Annotated in this window: 17 protein-coding genes; 16 read left to right on the forward strand and 1 reads right to left on the reverse strand. The window is 48.2% G+C overall.

Going from position 1 to position 21,509, the window contains the following annotated elements; all coding sequences use genetic code 11:
• Nucleotides 1–182: 182 nt before the first annotated feature.
• From JZI27_RS22455 to JZI27_RS22495, 9 genes are all read left to right on the forward strand, one after another.
• Complete coding sequence (locus JZI27_RS22455; protein ID WP_122907975.1) at nucleotides 183–1,508, forward strand: HD domain-containing protein; 1,326 nt, start codon at nucleotides 183–185, stop codon at nucleotides 1,506–1,508.
• On the forward strand, nucleotides 1,471–1,998 hold the full coding sequence (locus tag JZI27_RS22460) for a YwgA family protein (RefSeq protein WP_057134147.1): 528 nt from the start codon (nucleotides 1,471–1,473) through the stop codon (nucleotides 1,996–1,998). The genes JZI27_RS22455 and JZI27_RS22460 overlap by 38 nt, the downstream gene beginning before the upstream one ends.
• Before the next feature lie 150 nt (nucleotides 1,999–2,148).
• On the forward strand, nucleotides 2,149–2,535 hold the full coding sequence (locus JZI27_RS22465) for a thioredoxin family protein (protein ID WP_280209381.1): 387 nt from the start codon (nucleotides 2,149–2,151) through the stop codon (nucleotides 2,533–2,535).
• Nucleotides 2,536–2,551: 16 nt separating this feature from the next.
• Nucleotides 2,552–3,445, forward strand: a complete 894-nt coding sequence (locus JZI27_RS22470) for an S-layer homology domain-containing protein (protein ID WP_280209383.1) — start codon at nucleotides 2,552–2,554, stop codon at nucleotides 3,443–3,445.
• 252 nt (nucleotides 3,446–3,697) lie between these two features.
• The gene (locus tag JZI27_RS22475) at nucleotides 3,698–7,465 is read left to right on the forward strand and encodes an ABC transporter permease (protein ID WP_280209385.1); all 3,768 of its coding nucleotides are present in this window, start codon (nucleotides 3,698–3,700) and stop codon (nucleotides 7,463–7,465) included.
• Between the two features lie 68 nt (nucleotides 7,466–7,533).
• Nucleotides 7,534–10,296 (forward strand): alpha/beta fold hydrolase, encoded by a 2,763-nt coding sequence (locus JZI27_RS22480; protein WP_280209386.1) that lies wholly within the window; start codon nucleotides 7,534–7,536, stop codon nucleotides 10,294–10,296.
• Nucleotides 10,297–10,323: 27 nt separating this feature from the next.
• Nucleotides 10,324–10,644, forward strand: coding sequence for a hypothetical protein (locus tag JZI27_RS22485; protein WP_122907971.1), 321 nt, complete (start codon nucleotides 10,324–10,326; stop codon nucleotides 10,642–10,644).
• An 80-nt stretch (nucleotides 10,645–10,724) separates the two neighbouring features.
• Nucleotides 10,725–11,222, forward strand: coding sequence for a YwhD family protein (locus tag JZI27_RS22490; RefSeq protein WP_122907970.1), 498 nt, complete (start codon nucleotides 10,725–10,727; stop codon nucleotides 11,220–11,222).
• A gap of 266 nt (nucleotides 11,223–11,488) precedes the next feature.
• Nucleotides 11,489–11,749, forward strand: a complete 261-nt coding sequence (locus JZI27_RS22495) for a hypothetical protein (protein WP_122907969.1) — start codon at nucleotides 11,489–11,491, stop codon at nucleotides 11,747–11,749.
• Between the two features lie 88 nt (nucleotides 11,750–11,837).
• Here the strand turns inward: JZI27_RS22495 and JZI27_RS22500 are convergent, their stop codons facing one another.
• The gene (locus JZI27_RS22500; RefSeq protein ID WP_251242668.1) at nucleotides 11,838–13,889 is read right to left on the reverse strand and encodes a transglycosylase domain-containing protein; all 2,052 of its coding nucleotides are present in this window, start codon (nucleotides 13,887–13,889) and stop codon (nucleotides 11,838–11,840) included.
• A gap of 381 nt (nucleotides 13,890–14,270) precedes the next feature.
• Here JZI27_RS22500 and speE point away from each other — a divergent pair, with 381 nt between their 5' ends.
• The 7 genes from speE to kamA all read left to right on the forward strand — a co-directional run bounded on the left by speE (nucleotide 14,271) and on the right by kamA (nucleotide 21,375).
• Nucleotides 14,271–15,104 carry a polyamine aminopropyltransferase gene (gene speE, locus JZI27_RS22505; RefSeq protein ID WP_122908123.1) on the forward strand — a complete coding sequence of 278 codons (834 nt, stop codon included), beginning with the start codon at nucleotides 14,271–14,273 and terminating at the stop codon, nucleotides 15,102–15,104.
• Between the two features lie 22 nt (nucleotides 15,105–15,126).
• Nucleotides 15,127–15,996, forward strand: a complete 870-nt coding sequence (gene speB, locus JZI27_RS22510) for an agmatinase (RefSeq protein ID WP_251242667.1) — start codon at nucleotides 15,127–15,129, stop codon at nucleotides 15,994–15,996.
• A 142-nt stretch (nucleotides 15,997–16,138) separates the two neighbouring features.
• Nucleotides 16,139–17,377: an MFS transporter gene (locus JZI27_RS22515; protein ID WP_251242666.1), complete on the forward strand. Its 1,239-nt coding sequence runs from the start codon at nucleotides 16,139–16,141 to the stop codon at nucleotides 17,375–17,377.
• A 40-nt stretch (nucleotides 17,378–17,417) separates the two neighbouring features.
• On the forward strand, nucleotides 17,418–17,843 hold the full coding sequence (locus JZI27_RS22520) for a YwiB family protein (RefSeq protein WP_280209391.1): 426 nt from the start codon (nucleotides 17,418–17,420) through the stop codon (nucleotides 17,841–17,843).
• Nucleotides 17,844–17,922: 79 nt separating this feature from the next.
• Nucleotides 17,923–18,315 (forward strand): hypothetical protein, encoded by a 393-nt coding sequence (locus JZI27_RS22525; RefSeq protein ID WP_280209393.1) that lies wholly within the window; start codon nucleotides 17,923–17,925, stop codon nucleotides 18,313–18,315.
• 78 nt (nucleotides 18,316–18,393) lie between these two features.
• Entirely contained in the window at nucleotides 18,394–19,830 is a 1,437-nt protein-coding gene (locus JZI27_RS22530) for a sigma-54 interaction domain-containing protein (RefSeq protein ID WP_280209395.1), read from the forward strand.
• 195 nt (nucleotides 19,831–20,025) lie between these two features.
• On the forward strand, nucleotides 20,026–21,375 hold the full coding sequence (gene kamA, locus JZI27_RS22535) for a lysine 2,3-aminomutase (RefSeq protein ID WP_251242663.1): 1,350 nt from the start codon (nucleotides 20,026–20,028) through the stop codon (nucleotides 21,373–21,375).
• Nucleotides 21,376–21,509 lie beyond the last annotated feature (134 nt).

Here is a 21,509-nt window from a genome sequence, read left to right on the forward strand (position 1 = left end):
CCGTATACCGAACGGTACGTACGGTGGTGTGGGAGGTCGGCTACTCAAATAATGGGTAGCCTCCTACCCGATTTTGAATCTCCTTCACCCGTGCATTTTCGCACTTGAAAGGGGTGTGGTATGATAGGAGCATCTACTAGAGTGGAAGAATAAGACATCAGGGAATAGAAAGGAGTGTCCAGATGCTAAAGCCCCTGCTACTTGAAGAAGAGAAAGTATTTAAAGACCCTGTTCACCGTTATGTACATGTTAGGGATCAATATATTTGGGATTTGATCAACTCCGCCGAGTTTCAGCGGCTACGCAGGATCAAGCAACTGGGCACCAGCTTTTTCACCTTCCACGGCGGCGAACACAGTCGATTTAACCACTCCCTTGGCGTCTACGAGCTGATGCGCCGAATTCTCGATACATTTGAGGGACGCATCCATCTGACGTACGAGGAGAAGCTGCTCTGCCTGTGTGCAGCTTTATTGCACGATGTAGGGCATGGGCCGTTTTCTCACTCCTTTGAAAAGGTGTTTCGCTATCATCATGAGGACTGGACGCGGGCGATCTTGCTCGGGGATACCCAGATCAATCGCATTTTGCGCCGGATCGATGAGGACTTCCCCAAAAAGCTGGCAGAGGTTATCGCGAAAACCTATGACAACAAGCTGATCGTCAGTCTGATCTCCAGCCAGCTGGATGCCGATCGGATGGATTATTTGCTGCGGGATGCGTATTATACGGGAGTCAATTACGGGAATTTTGAGATTGAGCGGATTTTGCGCGTCATGCGTCCACAAGAGGACGGGATCGTCTTCAAGTTTAGCGGCATGCATGCAGTTGAGGATTACATCATGTCGCGCTACCAGATGTACTGGCAGGTCTATTTTCATCCGGTGACACGCAGCGGCGAAGTCGTGCTCCGCAAGATTTTTCAGCGTGCCAAGGTCTTGTTCGAACAAGGCTATGCGTTTCACCAAGAGCCACTGATGCTTTTGCCCTTTCTGCAAGACAAGGTAGAATTGGCTGACTATCTGGCCCTCGACGAGTCTGTCATCCTGTTTTACATGCAGATGTGGCGCAAGGAGAAGGACCCGATTTTAAAAGATCTTTGCGCACGATTTTTGGACAGGAATCTGTATAAATACGTCGAATTTAATTCGAGGGATTTTCATTTGCTTCCGGAATTAAAAGAGCTGTTTGAGAAAGCCGGGATCGATCCTGCCTATTATTTGGAGGTGGACACGACCTCGGATCTGCCCTATGATTTTTACCGTGCCGGCGATGAGGAGGAGCGAATACCGATCATGCTCCAGATGCCCTCGGGAGATCTTGTAGAGCTGTCTACGAAGTCGGAGATCGTACAGGCGATCAGTGGAAAGCGGCGCTTTGACTACAAATTATACTTTCCAATGGATAAAGTGATGGCATTGCCGGGGGACCTCTCCCAAAAGATTCGAGAACGTCTGGGAGTGATGGAAAATGTTGGGGCGTCACGCCAAGATTATTCGCCTGATTGAGATTGCGGGCGAAGTGAGCGGTCGAAAAAAATTGCAGAAGATGGTGTACATAGGAAAGCATCTCAATCTGGATTTTGACGAGCGTTACGAGTTTCATATGTACGGACCCTATTCAGAGGAACTGACCCTGCGCGTGGACGAGCTGTGCAATATGGGGCTATTGGACGAGCAAATGGAGAGCAAGGGTGCTATTCACATGTACCGCTACACTTTGAATGACTCCGGGCATGAGTTTCTTCGCTTCCACGAGGTGGATTTTGGTCTTGGGGAGCGAGTGATCAAAAGGATGAACGAGGAAAATTCCCGTTTTCTGGAGCTTGTTTCGACCATTCTGTATTTTCATCACTTGCCTTATGAAGAGATGAAGGCAAAGATATTTACCTTCAAAAGCAAGCAGCGCTATACCGAAGAGGAAATCGCAAAAGGCCAGGATTTTGTGGAAGAGCTGAAGGCTCTGATGAACAAAGATGCTGGCACGCCTTTGATGTAGAAGTCAATGCAGAAATTGAATATTTGCCATACATGACGTACAAACTCACCACAGTTTGCTACGTCTTTTTTTGTCTCAACCAAAAGAGAGAGAATAGGGAGGCAGGGGGCACTACCACATGTTCTTATCTTTTGGAGGGAGTGAAGGGTTTTGGCCATTTTCAAGCATAAGTGGCTATGGGTGATTTCTTTGGCAGCAGCTTTTGTGATGATTGCGGTGCTGTTGAGCGCCAGGGCCGCCAGTCCGAACAAAATCGTCTATGTCTACAGTGACAGCTGCGGGTATTGCTCCAGCTTCAAGCCTACCTTTGAAAAAGTGTCTGCTGCATTTTTGAATGAACATCCCGGATGGGGGATCGAGCGATTGGATGTCTTGCAGGATGATCCATATGCGATTGCGCAGGAGATGGGGGCTGTGGTGACGCCCACGGTGTTTGTGGTGAGGGAAGGCGAGGTCGTTGACAAATTGGAAGGGGATGTTCCTGAGCATTCATTTGAAACGTTTTTATCGAGGAATGGGACGGTATCCAATAATTAAAAGGAAGGTGCAGAAGATGAAACGCCTGCATGTCATTCTATCCAGTATGCTGTTCACAGCTTTTATGGTTGGACCCATGATCCTACCAATCTCTGAAGCAATAGCCGCCGAACCGCTGACTGCCAATTATTCGGCCACCCCTGAAAAGGGAGCTGTAGAATTCGCTTTGTTGAAGGGATACATGTGGAAGTACGCCGATGGTCAGTTTCACGGGGAAAAGCAAATCACGCAGGGACAATTTGTATCCAGTCTGGTCACTATTCGCGGTTTGAAAGATGGGGAGCCTGTTCCACAATTGCCACAAGGACATTGGGCAAAAGCAACCTATGAACGAGCGCAAAAAGCGGGGATATTGACGGATGTGGAGATTAACCCGGATAAGCTGTTGACCAAGGAAGAAACAGCCTTGTTGGTGTTTAATGCATGGAAGCCGTATCGGGGAGTGAAGGATAAAGGGTTTACGAATACGGGGGCGCTCGTGACTTGGGGGTGGATGGACCCGGCACCGCCAGGACAACCGAAGTTTCGAGAGGATCTTCCGGTGACTAGGGCAGATGCAGCCGTAATTCTAAGAAAGATGTGGCAGGATAAGTATGAGATAGAGTTGGGAGAGAAGTATGCACTTGAGTTTCATAAGAGTTTGAAGGTTGTGGATGGTTATTTGATTGGAACTGTTCCGAAAGGGGATAAAGTGCTCTATCTCAATGTTCAGTTTTTTAACAAAGGTTTTAGTGGCATAGTAGGATATTCCAACGGACAATCATTTAAAGTAAAGATTGATAATTTCCGGGGGATGGGTTTCTCTGCCACTAATGAATTGGATTATTCAATTGCATCATCATATCAATATCTTGATTTAATTGCTCTGGCGAGAATAAAGAAAACTCAGCAGTTTTCTGTTACTGAGTAAGGTAATAACCCTATGATCTTGCTAAAAATTTCACGCAGATATATCCATATGTTCATGCTTTTCATTCTGATAAGTATTGTAATGATAGGGGATTTCCCTTTTTCTGCAAAAGCAGTAAATACGCATGGAATTACATTGGCTACTGTGGGTCCTAATAAAGAATTAGTTCCAAGGAACGATTATACTAAAATATCAATACAGAGAATATCTGGATTTTTGGGTGCTCATATATCCGAAATCGAAGTGGATAGCGTGAAAGATAGTTCAACGGTGTTGGGATTCTCGGATTATGACGGTAAAACAGATCGTGGTTGGTACTATGTAGATCTAAATGAGGCCAATTACTGGGTAAATCGTTTCGGAGGTAACCCGAGCTATATTTTAGGGGGAGGAGCAGCAAATGTTTATAGCAGTTTAGTTACAGCGATAAATGAGCCCGGAGTTGCTAATTACAACGCCTACAACCTAGCAGAACTAGCCGCAGCCTCAGGAGGAGCCGGGTACGAAATCGGCGACAACCTCGTTCCAAGAGGAAATGGTTATATATCCTTTGGTCATTTCCGGACGACACAACGACCCACAGGTGAAGTAAGGATCAAAGACAATCAAACAAAATTCAAGATCCACGATACCGTTACCATCCTCCCCAAAGCCCATGATTTTTCCTACTATGATCGGGGGATTATTGTTACTCACATGTCAGTAATCAATAAAACAACAGGGAGGGGATATCAACTTTTTGAGTCAAACAAAGAAATAAGGGATAACAGCGGGTACCTGGAGACGCCGAGTGCGACAAGCAATCCGAAGGCGTTTGAATGGAGCCATACCTATACCTATAAACCTACCGAAGAGGGGCTGTACGAAGTAACATTCACCATAACGGACAGACACTTACGCTCCCGACAAGGCTCTCCTTCGATTAGTCAATCTACTCCCTATACCGTCCAATTTACAGTAGGTGAGGATATCCCACCTCCCGATCCCGAAAATCCAGACCCAGACCCACCCCCCTCCTGCTCCATCAACCAAAGCACCACGAAAATGGATTTCCAAATCGTAGGTAATGACGTAAAAGATTACACCTCCATAACCAGTGGCGGCAGCCCCATCTTGGTAGAAAAAAATGCAGATATCACCTTGTTCGCCGCTAAGAACGGAACCTTCATCATGAACGGCGCTGACATGGAAATCGGCTCAGGCAACAACCGAAAAAGTGGAAAAGGTTATTTCGGCAGCTCCGGGACTTATAAAGTGGTGTACAAAAGTGACGACGACAAGGACTGCTGGGAAAAAACCTTTCAGGTCAAATCCGATAAACCGCGTGAAGAATCATGCCCAATCATTACCATTAACGGCTCCAAGGCACGAGATGGGGATACGTTGGAAGTGCTGCCGCAGCAGATCGTATACTTTCGGGCTGAAAACACCGATTCGGATGGCGAGACTCAAACAGCAGATGTGTTGTGGGACGTTACCCGGCCGGACGGGAAAATCGTATCGTTGCCTGCCTATTATGAGGAAGTGAATGGAAGAGATCGGTTGGTCTCGAGACCTTACTGGAAGCTGGAGCTCCCTTTCGGCGATGGCCGTGAATCGCACCATGTCCTTCTAGAAAAAGGGAAGACCTATAAAATCAAGCTTAATTACAAGGGGACCAATTGGCTGGACAGGCCGGAGTGCAATTGGCAAGTGACCCTTCATGTCAAAGATACCGCGTGTTCGATTGAGGAACAGCGGCGGATCAAATTCAAAATTTACGGCAGTCCACCCCATCCTTTTTCACCGAATGGAGATGATATTAGCGGTAATGGCATCAGTGATCCGATATACATCTCTGCGTTTTCTCAAACACCAGAAGGCAACTACCAAACGAATCTGAGTTTTTCCGGGAACACCGTTGGCACCTGGTACCTGCAGCAAGGCACGGGGCAGATTCCACTGACGGGACAGCTAGCAGCCCATCAAAGCTTCCAGCTCACTCTCCCAAGAGATTTTGATGTCGGAGACCTTGTTAACCTAGTATTCGTATCTGATATTGGATGTATCTCAGAGGTAACATTTGAGATTATGTCGGATGCCAAATGCTACACCGTAGCGATGGGGATGATTCGATACGGTGGCGTAGATTATCTGTGGAAACGGGAAGTAGGACGTGGAGAAACAGTACAACTGAATCATAGTGATTTCAATGAGAGATACAGACCGGAACTCATTACACGTGAAAAAACAGAATTTCTCATGTATTGGCTCGATCCCGATACGCAGCAGTGGTCGCGAAAGAGAAACAGCAAATGGTTATCGGAAAGTAACGAATACGATCATTCTCACTTCTTCTCTTTTCCCAAAAACGCTGAGACGGATCAGTTTTTGGAAGGACTGTACAAAATCGATTTCTGGACGGACAATGGCTGGATTGACAACCGACCTAATCTGACTTGTGATGGAAGCTTTTTCGTACAGGTAGGCGAGCCTCCAGATGTGGAGAACTTGCTGGTCATCAAGAATAGCTTCACCATTACACCGAAGGACCCACAAATGCCCGGAACCGAGGCTACCATTACGTTTCAGGTGAGAAATGCGGGAAAAACCGTGCATGATACCAAGCTGGCTGTCCGTTGGGAAAGCTCTGACAAGGAAACTACGTTGGATGTCGATCAATTCAAGGCAGGAGAGGTGCGGACCATTACCGTACCATCCCAATATCCTCAGCAGTCAGAGGATTTTATCGCGCATATCAACCCGTCCAGGAACAAGCCTGAAAATGAGAGTATCTGGACGGACAACCGAGCCACATGGCCAGTAAAAGTCATTCGTGTGATCGAACCGCCTGAACCGCCAGGGGGTGGAGGAGATTTTGACGGTGGTGAAATTGGGCTGGAGATTTACGACAGCGACGGACGGCAGCTCGAAAAGCTGGGGCTGCACGTAGATGGCGTATGGGAACGAGAACCGGCAAAAATCCAGGTTGTACTGGATCAGAGCAAGATCAACGAAGGCTTCCAGCGCACACAGCAAGAAATCAACGATAAAATCAATGTCTACAAGATCCAGCTCGAACAATTTGCCAATGGTGAAGGTATGAAAAACGTCGTTGTGACGGCGCAGCCAGAGTGGATAGCCGATGCGAAAGGCATGGCTGTCTATAACCCGGCGATGTTGGATCTGAAAGTTACCGGTCCAGGAATCCCTCAGCAGTGGCAGGTAAGCAGTGCATCTGGTGGGGGAGATTACCTGTACACCGGGACCCATGTGCCGACGCAAACCACTTGGAGACAGACCTTGCAAAGCACCAAGTATCAAGCTGAAATAAACGGGTTTCAGATCGTCATGGATTACGAGATTGTGTTTGATGTGTCCTATGAGAGCTGTTCTACGGATGAAGAGGAGAACGAAGCATGTGAACCTGGGAACTTGACCCGTAGCATGACAGGACGCTATACGATTACGGTAAAAGGAAGCAATCGCTTTTTTGAAGTATTTGAGCCCAATGCCACAGGCTCCATTCATCATACGGCGGAATGGTTGGAATATCATGCACGTGACCGTTACCCGAATAGCCAGCCCAACGACTTCTATGCAGGTGAACGAATTTTGACACAGGTAGAACTACAAGAAAGGCATCGTCATCCTGTCAGTGGGAAATACCCTGTGATTGAGTCAGCGAGGGCATGGATCTCGGAGACCGGCAAACGGCAGACACTGCTCCAATCCCAACTCTCCTTGCTGTCTATTTCCGCAAGTCAATGGCGAGGTCCCCAATACCTGGCAACCAAGCTGGGAAATCGGGAGGTCGGGGTAGACACTCCGTTGATGGGAGACAAACAGCGAGGCTTCCAGAAGGATTCAAGCTATGCTGTCTACTATTCGGTTCAATTCCGCTTCGGCGTAGAAAAAGGATACCCTTACTCCTCCAAGCAGCATTTGACAGGCCACGATCAGGGGGATTATCGCGTACCGTTCCGCATTATTGCCAATGCATGGGAGCGTCAAGGGATTCGCAACCACACCACACAGTAAATTTATTTGCACCCCCATTCTGTCTTTTTCTACTCTGAGGTGGAAGAAACGGTTAAGGGGGTATTTTTTTGAGGAAATCCTTCAAACGTCTGCTCCAGTTGATAGCAATGCTCGTGCTGATCGTGGGCAGTGTGGCTCCGGCAGGATGGGCAAAGCAAAGGGAGGACGAGTCGATCATAAAAGAAGCGGTTGCTTGGATCGAGGATGGCGAGGTACGACTGCAGATCGCTTTTGCGAAAGCGCCGGAGGAATCTGAATTAACCATCGTGCAGGAAGATTGGGAGCAATCGCGTACCTATCGAAAAGCTTCGCGTCTCTCTGTTGCCCTAGTACCTGAATCGCACCAATCTCTTGAAGTGGCATTAAGATCGACCTCCTCCAGGACTGATCAGGTGAGTCGCTGGGAGGTACAGCTTCCGAATACGATCGAGACGAAAGACGCTGGGAAGCTGCGCAAAGCTGATTGGGACAAGAAAGCAGCTCAAAAAGACAGTCTTTTGGAAATGCGTAAGCTGGAAGAAAGGGAGGAGGACAGAAATCCCGAACCAAAGGAAGAAGCAGCAAAATTTACTCAGCTAGAGCGATGGGAGAAGGAGTTCTATCAAAAATTTGCCCCAGGTGAGAAGCCAAAGGAGGCAGACATTCGCAGCAGTCGTGTCGTGTTTGAGATGGAGCCCAATGACACTGTCAAAAAAGCGGACTGGCTTTTTGATAAGCAGGATGCGTTTGGCAAGATCGGAAAAAGCGGTGATGTAGACTTCTGGAAAATCAGGGCGACAGAAAATGGCGTGATGAATGTCTCTCTGCGTGACATTCCGAATAAACAGGATTACCATCTGTACGTATTCGATGTCAATGAACGAGAGCTGGCGCGTTCGGAGCTTTCGGGGGAAGCGGAAGAAATCATAGAGGGAGTAGGGACAGAGAGAAGAGAATGGTACTACGTGATGGTAAAAGGTGCGGGCAATTCGCATGATCCACACCACAGCTACCGTTTGCGCATCGATTTTCAGTCTGTGCAGGGCAACGTAAAGTCGGATGAATACGAACCAAATAACACGTTGGCAAATGCCTACGACATGGGAGTCGAGCAAACGCTGAAAGCCAATTTGCACAGCTTGCAGGATGTGGATTTTTACCGCTTTTCTTTCAAGCGTACCTCGACCTTGTTCGTCCGTTTGGCAGAAATACCAACGGGGATGGACATAGATGTACAGCTCCTCGATGAAAAGGGAAAGCTGCTCGGGAGGTCGGAAAAGCCGAGGAACGCTGACGAGGAGATCGTATTTAACGCCAATCCGGGAACTTATGTAATCAAGGTTATGGCTAGCCGCACTTCCGGGTTTACGGCAAACTCGTACAAGCTCGATGTCAAGATTCATACGATTCCCGTTATTTTCATTCCTGGCATAGGCGGCTCGCGCCTGGAGGTGGAGGAGAACGGAAGTATTTCTGAAGCGTGGCTATCGCTGGGGAGGGCTATGACGGAATATAACGACCCACATCATCGTAGGGTCCTATCGTTAATGCCAGTCAGAGAGGGCAGCGTGGAGGTAAAACCTCGTGTGAATGGTATTCGGATATTCCCAGAACGAGCAGACGAAGGATTTCGAGCTATTCAATATTTGACTTACAACACAAAAATCCCTACTGCACATGAGACATCTGAACAATACGACAGCATGATAAAAGAATTGAGAAAGAAAGGGTACCTACAGTTCCGTACCATATATGCGATGCCATATGACTGGCGGTATAGTAATGCTGAAAACGCCAAACATTTAAAAGAAAAAATTGATCTCGCCCTACAAAGAACAGGTGCACGGCAGGTCCATCTGGTAGCGCATAGTATGGGAGGTTTATTAGTAAGAGAAACGCTTTTATCCAACATTTCGTATCAGTCGAAGGTAAATCGAATCATTTATATGGGAACGCCGTTTCTAGGCTCTCCTAGAGCGTATCAGGCGATCAAACACGGCTATGATTTTGGCATTCCCTTGTTTGATGCGGGGACAGGCAAGACCATATCCGAATATGCTCCAGCAGTGTACGAATTACTGCCTTCCAAAAAATATGTGCACGCTTCTTCGTTTCTGAAAAAAAACCAGAAAGCGAACTACAGCTACAATGACCTCCTGCGGGATGAAGACCTGCAAGTAACTTATCTTCCTTTGTTGAATCAAGCAATCAAGCTGCATGACAAATGGGACAATAAAGTAATCAATGTACCGCAGTACAGTATTATCGGCCAGGGACAAGCCACCTTGTTAGGTTATTTCTTTGACAAAGCGACCAAGGAATTTGTTCCCTTTTATGATAACAACTCAGGCGATGGTACTGTGCCATATGAAAGTGCTAACCACTCCCTGAAAGATATCAAGAAGAAATACTATGTAACCGGAGAGCATGCCAAACTTCCGCTGATTCCACAGGTGATCGAACAGGTCATTGATTTGTTGCAAGGTAAGGACGAAAAGCAATCTGGCATACGTACATCGGCAGTGAAGAACTTCGATTATCTCTACTATATTATCAAGAGCGAGGACGGTACCTTTCCCTCAGTGACCATTCAAAAGGATGGAAGGGAAATGACGCTCGAACCCAAGCTGAAGGAATGGTGGGAGGACCTCTCTATTGAATACCACGATAAGATCATCGTCGTACACGTAAAAGACCAACAGCCCCTTGCGTTTAAATGGTCATCGCAGCAAAACCAGGAAAATCCTTCTCGAATCATAGTCCGACAATTTTCATCTGAAGATTCCAAACGATATCGCGAGGAAGGAAGGGAGTTCATTTTGGGTCCAGATGGACTGGTTGAAGTAGAGTAGCTATTTGAGTTCATGGAGGAATTGGAAATGGACGGTTTTACAGCTTTCTTTTTTGCGCCGATCATTCAATCGTGGCTGCAACCGGGATTTTGGATGGCGATTGTTATTGTCGGAACACTATCGTTATTCGTTAGATTTCGAGTGTGGATATCACTGCTGATTACACCTATCATCAGTTTTCTCGCATATGAATTCGCTATACCGGAAGACAGCTGGATATTGAATAGTTACTATTTTAAAATTCCAATGGTTGTTCATACCACCTGGATGGTTACCGTCTATTTGTATCTGGTGGATAAAGCCCTTCGCAAACGAGCGAGCAGGCAGCAGCACCCGACAGCAAAATAACCGGGCGCACCGGCAAATTGCTTCACATCGGGTTTCCGAGTAGAATAAGGGTAGCAGATCTATTCGGGAGGGCGAATAACGTGGATATTTTTGATAATAAAAAAGGCGGCTTTACTATCATGAGCGGCAAAACGGATGTACACGGTGGCTTTGGCCAGGGTGTTCTGGATTTAAATGCCGTTTCCTCTGTCATTATTGATGGCGAAGAAGCTTATATCGATATGGGAGCTCTGCACGCGAAAAGCGCAGTAGAAAAAGGAATCAAATGGACCGCCAACAAGGAAGAGGTACCGAATGGAAAGCCGTATTGGTTGGTATGGGTAACCATCGACCGCAACGAACAGGGGCCGTATTACGCTGGAGCGACTGCCTGCTACATGGAGATTGACCGCGAGGCGCGTCGCGGATACAAGATTTTGGCCGATCATGTGAACCGGATGGATTATTCCATGAAGCGCCGCATTATGGTATCGGAGCTGGGTGAGAAAGAAAAGGCAGCTCTGAAAAAACTTTTGATCGATAATAATGCTGCTATGTGGGAGAATTCCTCTGAAGAACTGAAAGAAAATTTGTCCTGAACTTGGAAATCGTGAACGGTCTGTGAACAAATCGTGAAATCAATTGTTACCAGTATTGAAGTCAGGTAAACTTATTTTCATATCTGTGTACACGTACACTAGGTCAACAAGCAGGGAAAGAGCCGTCACTCTTTCCCTGTTTGTCTTTGTATTATTGAAAGCGCTCTCTTTTAGAGGAGAGGTTTTTTTTTCAGGTCATGCGACGGTGCTGTTGCGGAACAATAAAAGTGCACAACCAAACTGTCTGACGGAAGGGGCGCTACCCGGTGAACCAGGAACCTCGTGAGCAAGCTGCGAGCAATGAGCACTTTGCGAAGTTTGGCGGTGTTCATTTCCAAAGCCATGTTTCCCCTCAAGAAATCAATCGGTTTATCGGCAGACTGCCTGCTGGTAAACGGGAAAGCTTGTTTGAGGTATTGGAGCAGTTGGAGCATGCCGGTCTGATTACAGTTTGTAATGACCATGTCTTCGCTGACGGTGACGGTGTCATCGGTGGCGGGGAGAAAAATGGTCAGAGCTTGATGTAAGTCCAAACGGCTGTGACCGTTGCTCCACATTGCGGGGCGTTATCACAGAACAAAGAAGGGACGATGCAGCGTCCCTTCTTTTCCATTTTTATTCGCTTGGCTTCCACCAGCTGCCCATCCGCTGCCAGAAAGAGGATGAGTCAGGTGGCTGCAAAGGCGTTGGCGATTCATTCGCTGGCAGGTGATCCGTACAATACTCCTGAGGTTCCGTGCCTGTGGCAAAATAGAACAATTCAGGAGCAGGGCAATGCTCGGTAGCCAGCTTGCCGGATGCGGGATCGATATATACCGAGACGACACCTGCAGGCATGTTGAACAAGGCAGGAGGCTGATCCTTCAAAGAGCTCTCCATGAATTGCGCCCATATTTTTTTGGATAAATATCCTTCCTTTACATCGTCGACCTTTTGGTTTTTATCGTATCCAACCCATACCGTAGATACCAGCTGTGGAGTAAAACCGCTCAACCAAGCATCTACGTCGGTCGAACCTGTCTTTCCAGCGACTGGACGATTCAGTTCGTTCGCGACCCGATAACCGGTTCCACTGCGTTCAAAAACACTTTGCATCATGTTAACGAGTAGTGCGGATGCCACAGGATCAGCGACTCGCGTTTTCACGGTTTTTTCCTCAACCAGGATGTTTCCCTTGCTGTCTTCGATAGAAATGATCGCGATCGGCGCAACGGCTTCACCCTGATTGACGATTGCGGCGTAGGCTGCATTCAATTCCAGTGGAGACACGGGAGAAGTACCTAATGCCAATGAAGGAACGGCCAATAATGGGCTGGTAATGCCCAATCTTTTCGCTTCGTCGACCACTTTTTGTGGGCCGAGGAAATCAATGGTCTTGACCGCATAAATATTATCGGAGGTCTTCAGCGCTTCCCGCATGTTGATCATCGCATTGGCATAACGCCCGCCAAAATTCCTCGGAATGTACTGCTTGTTGCGGTCATAGGTGAAGACCGTAGGCTCACTTTTCATCATGGTCAGTGGGGTAAATCCATTTTGCAGAGCTGCCAAATACATGATCGGCTTAAAAGCTGATCCTGGCTGTCGTTTTGCGAGAGTGCGATTGTATTGGCTTTGCTGATAATCACGACCACCTACCATGGCCTTGATATGACCGGTGAGCGGGTCCATGGCTACCAGCGCGACCTGCAGGTTTGGATTATCCTTCGGCATGACCTGCGCCACAATTTCCTCCGCTTTTTTCTGCATGACGGGATCAAGGGTCGTATGAATTTTCAACCCGCCATGAATAAACAGCTCCTCATCAATCCCGTATTTGTTTTTCACCAGGTTGGCGATGTAATCGCGGAAATAAGGGGCTGTATCGGCGGTGTTTTCCGTTGACCGCTCGCGGAAGGTCAGCTTTTCGGCATACGCTGTTTCGGATTCCTGCGCCGTTATCATTCCCTCTCGTTCCATCGCACCCAAAATCAGCTTTTGCCTGTTTTTGGCCCGTTCAAAATCGACCAGAGGAGAGTAGTAGCTAGGGCCTTTAGGAATCCCGGCCAGCATGGCGGACTCCGCCAAGGTCAGGTCCTTCGCGTCTTTGCCAAAAAAAGTTTGAGCGGCAGCCTGAGCACCATATGCGGAGTGGCCATAATAGATCTGGTTCATGTACATTTCCAGAATCTCGTTTTTGCTGTAATTCAGCTCCAGCTGGATGGCGAGAAACGCTTCCCGAATTTTTCGATCCCAGGTTTTTTCCATCGTGAGGTACAGATTGCGTGCCAATTGCTGGGTAATGGTACTTGCTCCTTGCTGTTTGTCCATATTGATGACATTGACATAGACAGCCATGCCGAGTCGTTTAAAGTCAAAGCCATAATGCTCGCGAAAAGCGCGGTCCTCAATGGCGATGGTGGCATCTACCAGGTCTGGCGCCATTTCGTGCAGGGGAACCACGATCCGGTTTTCTCCACGATGCATGGTATCCAGTACCTCGCCATTCGCGCTGTAGATTGTTGTTGTTTGCTTGATAAAAGCTTCCGGCAGTGGTTGAGAGCGCAGGTACAAGAGCAGAAGCAGGACAGCAAACGAAGCGAACAAAAGGCTGAGTATGAGAAATTTTAAGAATTGCTTGGCCCAACGAAGATAGCGAATCAGTGGAGCTTCACGGATGACCTCCATCGTCTCGCCTCCTTTCTTTCGGTATAACACTGAAATAAGGGCATACTAAGACCCGTAATACTTCCAGTATGGGTCGTTTTCGGACTGGATAAACTTGCCTAAATACAAAAGAAGAAACGGTCAAGACCGTCTTTTCATGCGCAAACTGTTACAACTATTTTTTGAAAAGCGTCGGAGCGTTTTTCACTTGCAAAAAAACCTTGCATTTTGGGTAGCAACTACTATAATTTTCTTGTACTGTCAGCTAGTCTGACGGTGTGAAAAAGGATGGTATTGCCGACGAAACCTTGCCCGTACCTAAGGTGCGAAGCTAGGTTTTCTGCTTGTCTATGATGCTTGTATTTCATGCGTTTATTTGAAGGAGGGTACATAACCATGAATATGGAATTGTGGTACACCGAGAAACAGACGGAAAATCACGGAATTACAACAAAAATTACGGATACTCTATACAGCGCAAAATCAGAGTTTCAACAAATCGATGTCATCACGACCAAGCAGTTTGGTCGCATGCTGGTACTGGATGGCATGGTCATGACCACAGATGTGGATGAGTTTGTTTACCATGAAATGATTACCCACATAGCCCTGAATACTCACCCGAACCCGAAAAAAGTACTGGTAGTAGGCGGTGGAGATGGCGGAGCGATCCGTGAAATCGTGAAGCATCCATCTGTAGAAAAAGCGGTCCTGGCTGAGATCGACGGAGAAGTGATCGAGACCTGCAAAAAATACTTCCCTCAAATTGCCAGCGCATTGACAGGCAATCCTCGCGTAGATGTACAAGTGATCGACGGAATCAAGCACATCCACGACAACAAGGGTGAGTACGATGTGATCATGGTTGACTCTACAGAGCCAGTAGGACCTGCAGTGGGACTGTTTGAAAAAGGCTTCTATCAGGGTATCTACGATGCACTGAAGCCGGATGGCATCATGGTTGCACAGAATGAATCGCCTTGGTTCAACCGCGATTTGATCAAACGCGTGTTCAAAGATCTGAAATCCATCTTCCCGGTTACCCGTTACTACACATGCAGCATCCCGACTTATCCATCCGGTCTGTGGGGCTTTACGATTGCTTCCAAGAAGTATGATCCATTGGAAGTAGATCCAAGCCAAATCAAGGACCTGGATACGAAATATTACAATGCGGACATTCACCACGCAGCATTCAAACTGCCTAACTTCGTAGCGGAATTGACCCGCGACTAAGACCGGAGAGGAGAGAGAAGCCATGCGTTTTGACGAAGCATACTCCGGCAATGTCTTTATCCGCAGCCATGCCAATTACGAGGAAAGTCAGGCTGTCATTTACGGCATGCCGATGGACTGGACCGTTAGCTTCCGCCCAGGCTCCCGTTTTGGCCCTGCCCGCATCCGTGAAGTATCGATCGGGTTGGAAGAGTACAGTCCGTATCTGGACAGGCTGTTGGAAGACATCAAGTATTTTGATGCAGGCGACATTCCTTTGCCTTTTGGCAATGTGGAAGGAAGTTTGGACGCGATCCGCTCTTTCGTCTCCCAAGTGTTGGCGGACGGCAAGTTCCCTCTTGGCTTGGGCGGCGAGCATCTCGTTTCCTGGCCGGTATTCCAGGCTGTGTATGAGAAATACAAGGACCTGGTTATCTTCCACTTTGACGCGCACACCGATTTGCGTGACAACTACGAGGGCTATCCTTACTCCCACTCCACTCCGATCAAGAAAGCATGCGGTCTGATCGGTGGTAAAAACGTGTATTCCTTCGGGATTCGCAGCGGGATGAAGGAAGAGTTCGAGTGGGCAAAGGAAAACATGCATCTGTATAAATACGACGTGCTGGAGCCGGTGAAGCAGGTATTGCCGACGATCGGTAACCGCCCGATTTACCTGTCGATTGATATCGATGTACTTGACCCAGCACACGCTCCAGGCACGGGTACGACCGAGGCGGGAGGAATTACCTCCCGCGAGCTGCTGGATACTATCCACTTCATGGCCAACAACGGTGCCAACGTGATCGGTTGCGACCTGGTGGAAGTGGCTCCTGTCTACGATCACAGTGAGATGACCCAAATCGTGGCTTCCAAGATCGTGCGCGAGCTGTTGCTTGGCTTCGTAAAATAATGATGTGAACCTCAGGCGTCTTCGGCTGTACGGTTGAAGACGTCTTTTATCTTTAATTAATAAACATTTTAATTTACAAAGTATTTTAAATAGTGTATGCTAAATACGATTGAAGGATTACCACGCTAAGGGGTTGTGTAGCATGAGAGAAGTTTTTGCCTATCCGGATTTTCGCAAGCTCTTTTTCTCAAATCTGTTTTCTGGATTTGGTCAGGGGATGACCATGATCGGAATTGCCTGGTATCTGGTGGAGAAGACCGGTTCGGCGCAGCTTCTCGGTTCGACCATGTTTACGTCTGCTCTGTTGATGTTTTTTATCGGGCCTTATATCGGAACGTTGATAGATCGGTTTTCTCGCAAAAAAATGCTTCTATTTGAAAATCTGATGGGCTTTACGGTTTTGGGCATTTTGGCCATATGGGGATTCTGGGGTACATATTCAGAGTGGATGCTGATCCTGATCTATCTGGTTACCACCTTCATGTACCAGATTCACTACCCGACGCAATCAGCGCTTGTTCAAGAGAGCTATGAGCCCAGACATTACGGCAGCATCAACAGTCTGCTGGAGATTGAAGGGCAGACGGCTTCTGTCTTGTCAGGGGGACTTGCGGGCATTTTGCTTCAATATTATGGCTTGCATGTAGTTCTGATTTTCAATGCGTGTACCTATTTGTTTGCTTTCAGTCTCTTATCCACGATGAAATACACGTTCAGCCTGGAAGGAGAAGCCAGAGCCAACAAGGGCGTGTCCTGGTTGACGCAGCTTGGGCAAAGCTGGACGTACATTCGGGAAAAACGAGGTTTTCTCATATTCGGAATAGCTGCCTTCATGCCGTTTATTGTGGTGATGGCGACGAATCTGCTGAAGCCTGTTTACATCAATCAGACGTTGAAAGCGGATGTCATCACGTTTTCGCTAGCTGAGATGACCTATGCAATCGGTGCGGTCGCGGCTGGTCTGCTGATCCTCGTCCTGGTACAAAAGCTGGGCGAATTTCAGGCGATGGTCGGCAACATCCTGCTCTTTGCGATGGCGATGGTAGCGATGGTAGCTTTGCCGTACGGCTGGGCCTTGATTGCAGCGTACACGTTCTATGGCTGGTGCAATGCTTCTGTACGCTTGATTCGGCAATCGCTCTACATGTCGATGGTACCTAGGCACATGATGGGGCGAGTGATGAGCTTTTTCAATTCGATTGGCATGATGATGCGTCTTATCCTGATCGGATTCTTTACCCTCCTGATCGACCATACAGGTGCAGGCACAGGCTATTTGATTCTGGCGGGCTTGTTATTGCTGGCGGCAGTCGGGGTTGTAGGTACGATGCGCTTTTTGCTGATAGATGCAGAGCGTGCCAAGGAAGTTGCACCGAAATAGAGTTGATCGTACAATGAACGAAGCATAAGGAAAGCGGAGTGTGGAAATCAGCATGCAAGATGTAAACATCCAACTGACAGCCAAGCATCTCGTGGAAGGGAATCAGGAAGAGACTGTCCATGACTACGCGGGAAAATGTGTGAAAAAGGCCAACGCCTGGTACCTCACTTATCGAGAGCAGCTGGAGGGAGTCGGTGAAGTCGCAACGACGCTAAGGCTGGGAGAGGGTGCGGTCACCCTGATCCGCCAAGGAAATGTCTCTACCCGACAGCAGTTTGAAAAGGGGAAGAGTACGCATTCAGTCTATCAAAGCCCGTATGGACCATTTGACATGGAGACACATACCAGCAAGCTGCGTATTCAGTACGAGAACGACAGACCAGCACTGGTGGAAATCGCTTATCAGCTGTGGATGAACGAGCAATATGCAGGCGAGCATCAACTGAAGATACGAGTACAACCATAAACCGTCCTTGGCAAGGGCGGTTTTTTGCACGTACAATAGGGAGTGACTTGCAGCAAGAGAGGAAGGTGAAGACGAGATCATGTTTATTCTTGTCAATGGACTCATTGCGGGACTGGGACTAGCTGCTTTTTTGGCGCTGGGTGACGGGCTTTTTGGTACAGATACCTTTTCCGTTCTGATCGATGTCAGCTATGTGCCTGGGATGGAAAACTTGCCCTCAATCGTCGAGCTGTTGATCCACTTGCTGATCAGTATCGGAGTTGCCTTTTTTCTGATGTATTTTTATCCGCGCGGCCAAGTCAGGGGAGTAGCCAGTTACCTGGGATACTGGAATCTCGGTTTTGCCGCTGCCTATGTGATCTTTAGCTGGTTGAGCGGAACTATGGTGTCCTGGACGGGATTTTTGATTTGGGTGCTGGGTCACTTGATCTATACCGTGATGCTGATGATTCAAATGGAAAAGCATCGATAATAAACAAGATAAAAATGCCGAAAATTCGGCATAGTGATGGTTTTTTGGCAGTTCGTTTGCAGAGGAGGGAATAACAGGATGCCGTTGTCAGACACGGTAGAAATGCTGCAAGCCATACTGGGGGCTATTGATGAAGGAATTCACGTGGTCGATGCAGATGGAATCACGATTTTCTATAATCATGTAGCAGCCAGATTGGATGGATTGACACCGGATGAAGTGTTGGGCAAGCCCTTGCTGGAAGTCTTCCCTTCCCTCGATCGGCACTCCAGTACGTTGCTGCGGGTCATTGAGAGCGGGGAATCGATCTATAATGAGCCCCAGGCGTTTACCAACTGGAAGGGCTTGCGCGTAGAAACGATCAATACGACGCTCCCGGTGCGTGTGGGTAAAAGGCTGGTCGGAGCAGTAGAGGTATCCAAGGACATCGGAAAACTGAAAGAGCTTTCTGAACGATTGGTTGATTTGCAGGCGCAGATCAGCAAGCCCAAACGAACAAAGCGTCAAGCAGACGGGGTGTACTTTCAGTTTGAGGATATTTTGACACAAAACGAGGCAATGAAGCATTTGATCGAGCGGGGACGACGAGCAGGAAGAACCTCTTCGCCTGTGCTGATCTACGGGGAGACGGGCACAGGCAAGGAGCTGTTTGTCCAATCCATCCATCAGTCGTCTGCACGAAGCATGAAACCGTTTATTGCGCAAAACTGTGCGGCGCTCCCTGCCTCTCTTTTGGAAAGCTTGCTTTTTGGTACAACAAAAGGCAGCTTTACGGGTGCCGATGACCGCCCCGGGTTATTTGAGCTTGCTGACGGGGGGACGCTGTTTTTGGATGAATTAAACAGCATGCCATTGGATTTGCAGGCAAAGCTGCTGCGGGTTCTGCAGGATGGACAGATTCGGCGCATCGGTGGTAGTCAGACCTCCAAGGTAGATGTGCGTGTCATCGCTGCCGTGAACGAAGCGCCGCAAGCACTGGTTCAACGCGGGCAGATGCGAAGCGATTTGTACTACCGCATTAATGTCGTTTCCTTTGAGCTGCCGCCTTTGCGCGAACGAAGAGAGGACATAGAGCTCTTGGTCCGCCATTTTATCGAGATGTTCAACCGTAAGTTCGGGATGAGCGTCCAATCCATCAGCTCGGAGGTAAAGCAGTTATTCGAAAGCTATGATTGGCCGGGCAATGTTCGGGAACTGGAGCATAGTGTTGAAGCAGCGATGAACATGGTAGAGGCAGAGATCATCGAGCGAGAGCACCTGCCACCACACCTGCTGGATCGGCAGAATGGGAGCGAATCCTCGCGCACCACAGCTCATGTAGAGGGAAAAGCAGCGTCTTGGTCTGCAGAGGGACGTACTCTGCCGGAGGTCGTACGAGAGCTGGAGGAGCAAATGATCGATCAGGCGATGAAACAATCCGGGGGAAATGTGCTCCGAGCTGCCAAGCTTCTGGGCATTCCCAGACAAACCTTGCAGTATAAGCTATCGCAGCGGTCCACACCTGAGATCAATTAAATTGCCGAAAATCCGGCACCCTAAGCGTTTGGTGATCAGATTTGCTGAGCTTGTCCGTAGCTTGAAAACCCTTTCAGAACGCGCTATTCTCCATTTTCCAAATATTTCGATTTGGTTGGCACGACACTTGCAACTCTCTTTTCGCTGAATGAACCATTAGAGGTTACACCATCGATGAAGAGGAGTTGTGACGAAATGACGGTAGCAACCAAACGTGATTGGCGCCAAATCGAATTGTGGAAAGACGTGACAGACGAACAATGGAATGACTGGATGTGGCAACTCACTCACACCATTCGAACGGTAGATGATTTGAAGCAAGTGATTAATCTGACGCCAGAGGAAGAAGAGGGTGTCCGCATTTCCACGCAGACAATCCCACTCAATATCACACCTTACTACGCACTGTTGATGGATCCAGACGATCCGAGCGATCCGGTTCGTATGCAGTCGGTACCACTGTCCTCGGAAATGGTGCGCACCAAGTACGACATGGAAGATCCTTTACATGAAGATACAGATTCACCTGTACCGGGTCTGACGCACCGCTATCCAGACCGCGTGCTGTTCCTTGTAACCAACCAGTGCTCCATGTATTGCCGCTACTGTACGCGCCGCCGTTTTTCCGGTCAGATCGGAATGGGCGTGCCGAAGAAACAGCTGGATGCCTGTATCGACTATATCCGTCGCTCGCCAGAAGTGCGTGACGTTCTGCTTTCCGGCGGAGACGGTCTCTTGATCAACGACCGTGTTCTGGAATACATTATCAGTAGCTTGCGCGAGATTCCACACGTGGAAATCATCCGTATCGGTACGCGTGCGCCAGTTGTTTTCCCACAACGCATCACGGAAAATCTCTGCAACATCCTGAAAAAATATCATCCAGTCTGGCTCAACACACACTTCAATCATCCAAAGGAAATCACGCCAGAAGCAAAGCAAGCGTGTGAGATGCTGGCCAACGCCGGTGTGCCGCTGGGCAACCAGGCTGTTATCTTGGCAGGTGTCAATGACTGCGCGAACACCATGAAGAAACTGGTTCAGGACCTGGTCAAAATTCGCGTTCGTCCTTACTACATCTATCAATGCGACCTCTCTGAAGGAATCGGTCACTTCCGCGCACCAGTCAGCAAAGGGATTGAAATTATTGAGCACCTGCGCGGCCATACCTCCGGTTATGCCGTTCCTACATTTGTAGTAGATGCTCCACATGGTGGAGGAAAAATTCCGGTAAGCCCGAACTACATCATCTCGCAGGCGTCTGACAAAGTCGTGCTGCGCAACTTCGAAGGTGTAATCACCTCTTATCCGGAGCCGAAAAACTACCATGAGCATGACGAGGAAAACTGCGAATTCTGTAAAGCAGCCAAAGGGAAAGCAGTCGGTATCGCGGCACTGATGCAGGACGAAGCAGACAACCTGGAGCCGACAGATTTGCCACGAAACAAGCGCATCAAGGCTACCAAGGTGAAATCACTTGCCGATGTACGGACCGAGCAAAAAACGAAAAAAGAAGAATCCCCCAAAGAAGCTTCCGGAAAATAACGCTTGGAAACGAACTTGCTAGTCCACAAAGCAGCTGCCAGAAGAAAAAAACGGCAGCTGCTTTTTTTATACTATCGGAAAGTTTAAGTGCGCTAAAGCGCTAAAAAGATTAGCGGAAGATAGTATAAGTGCAA

Origin of the sequence: Brevibacillus sp. AY1, from assembly GCF_029870785.1 — a bacterium.
In the GTDB taxonomy this organism is placed as follows: domain Bacteria; phylum Bacillota; class Bacilli; order Brevibacillales; family Brevibacillaceae; genus Brevibacillus; species Brevibacillus invocatus.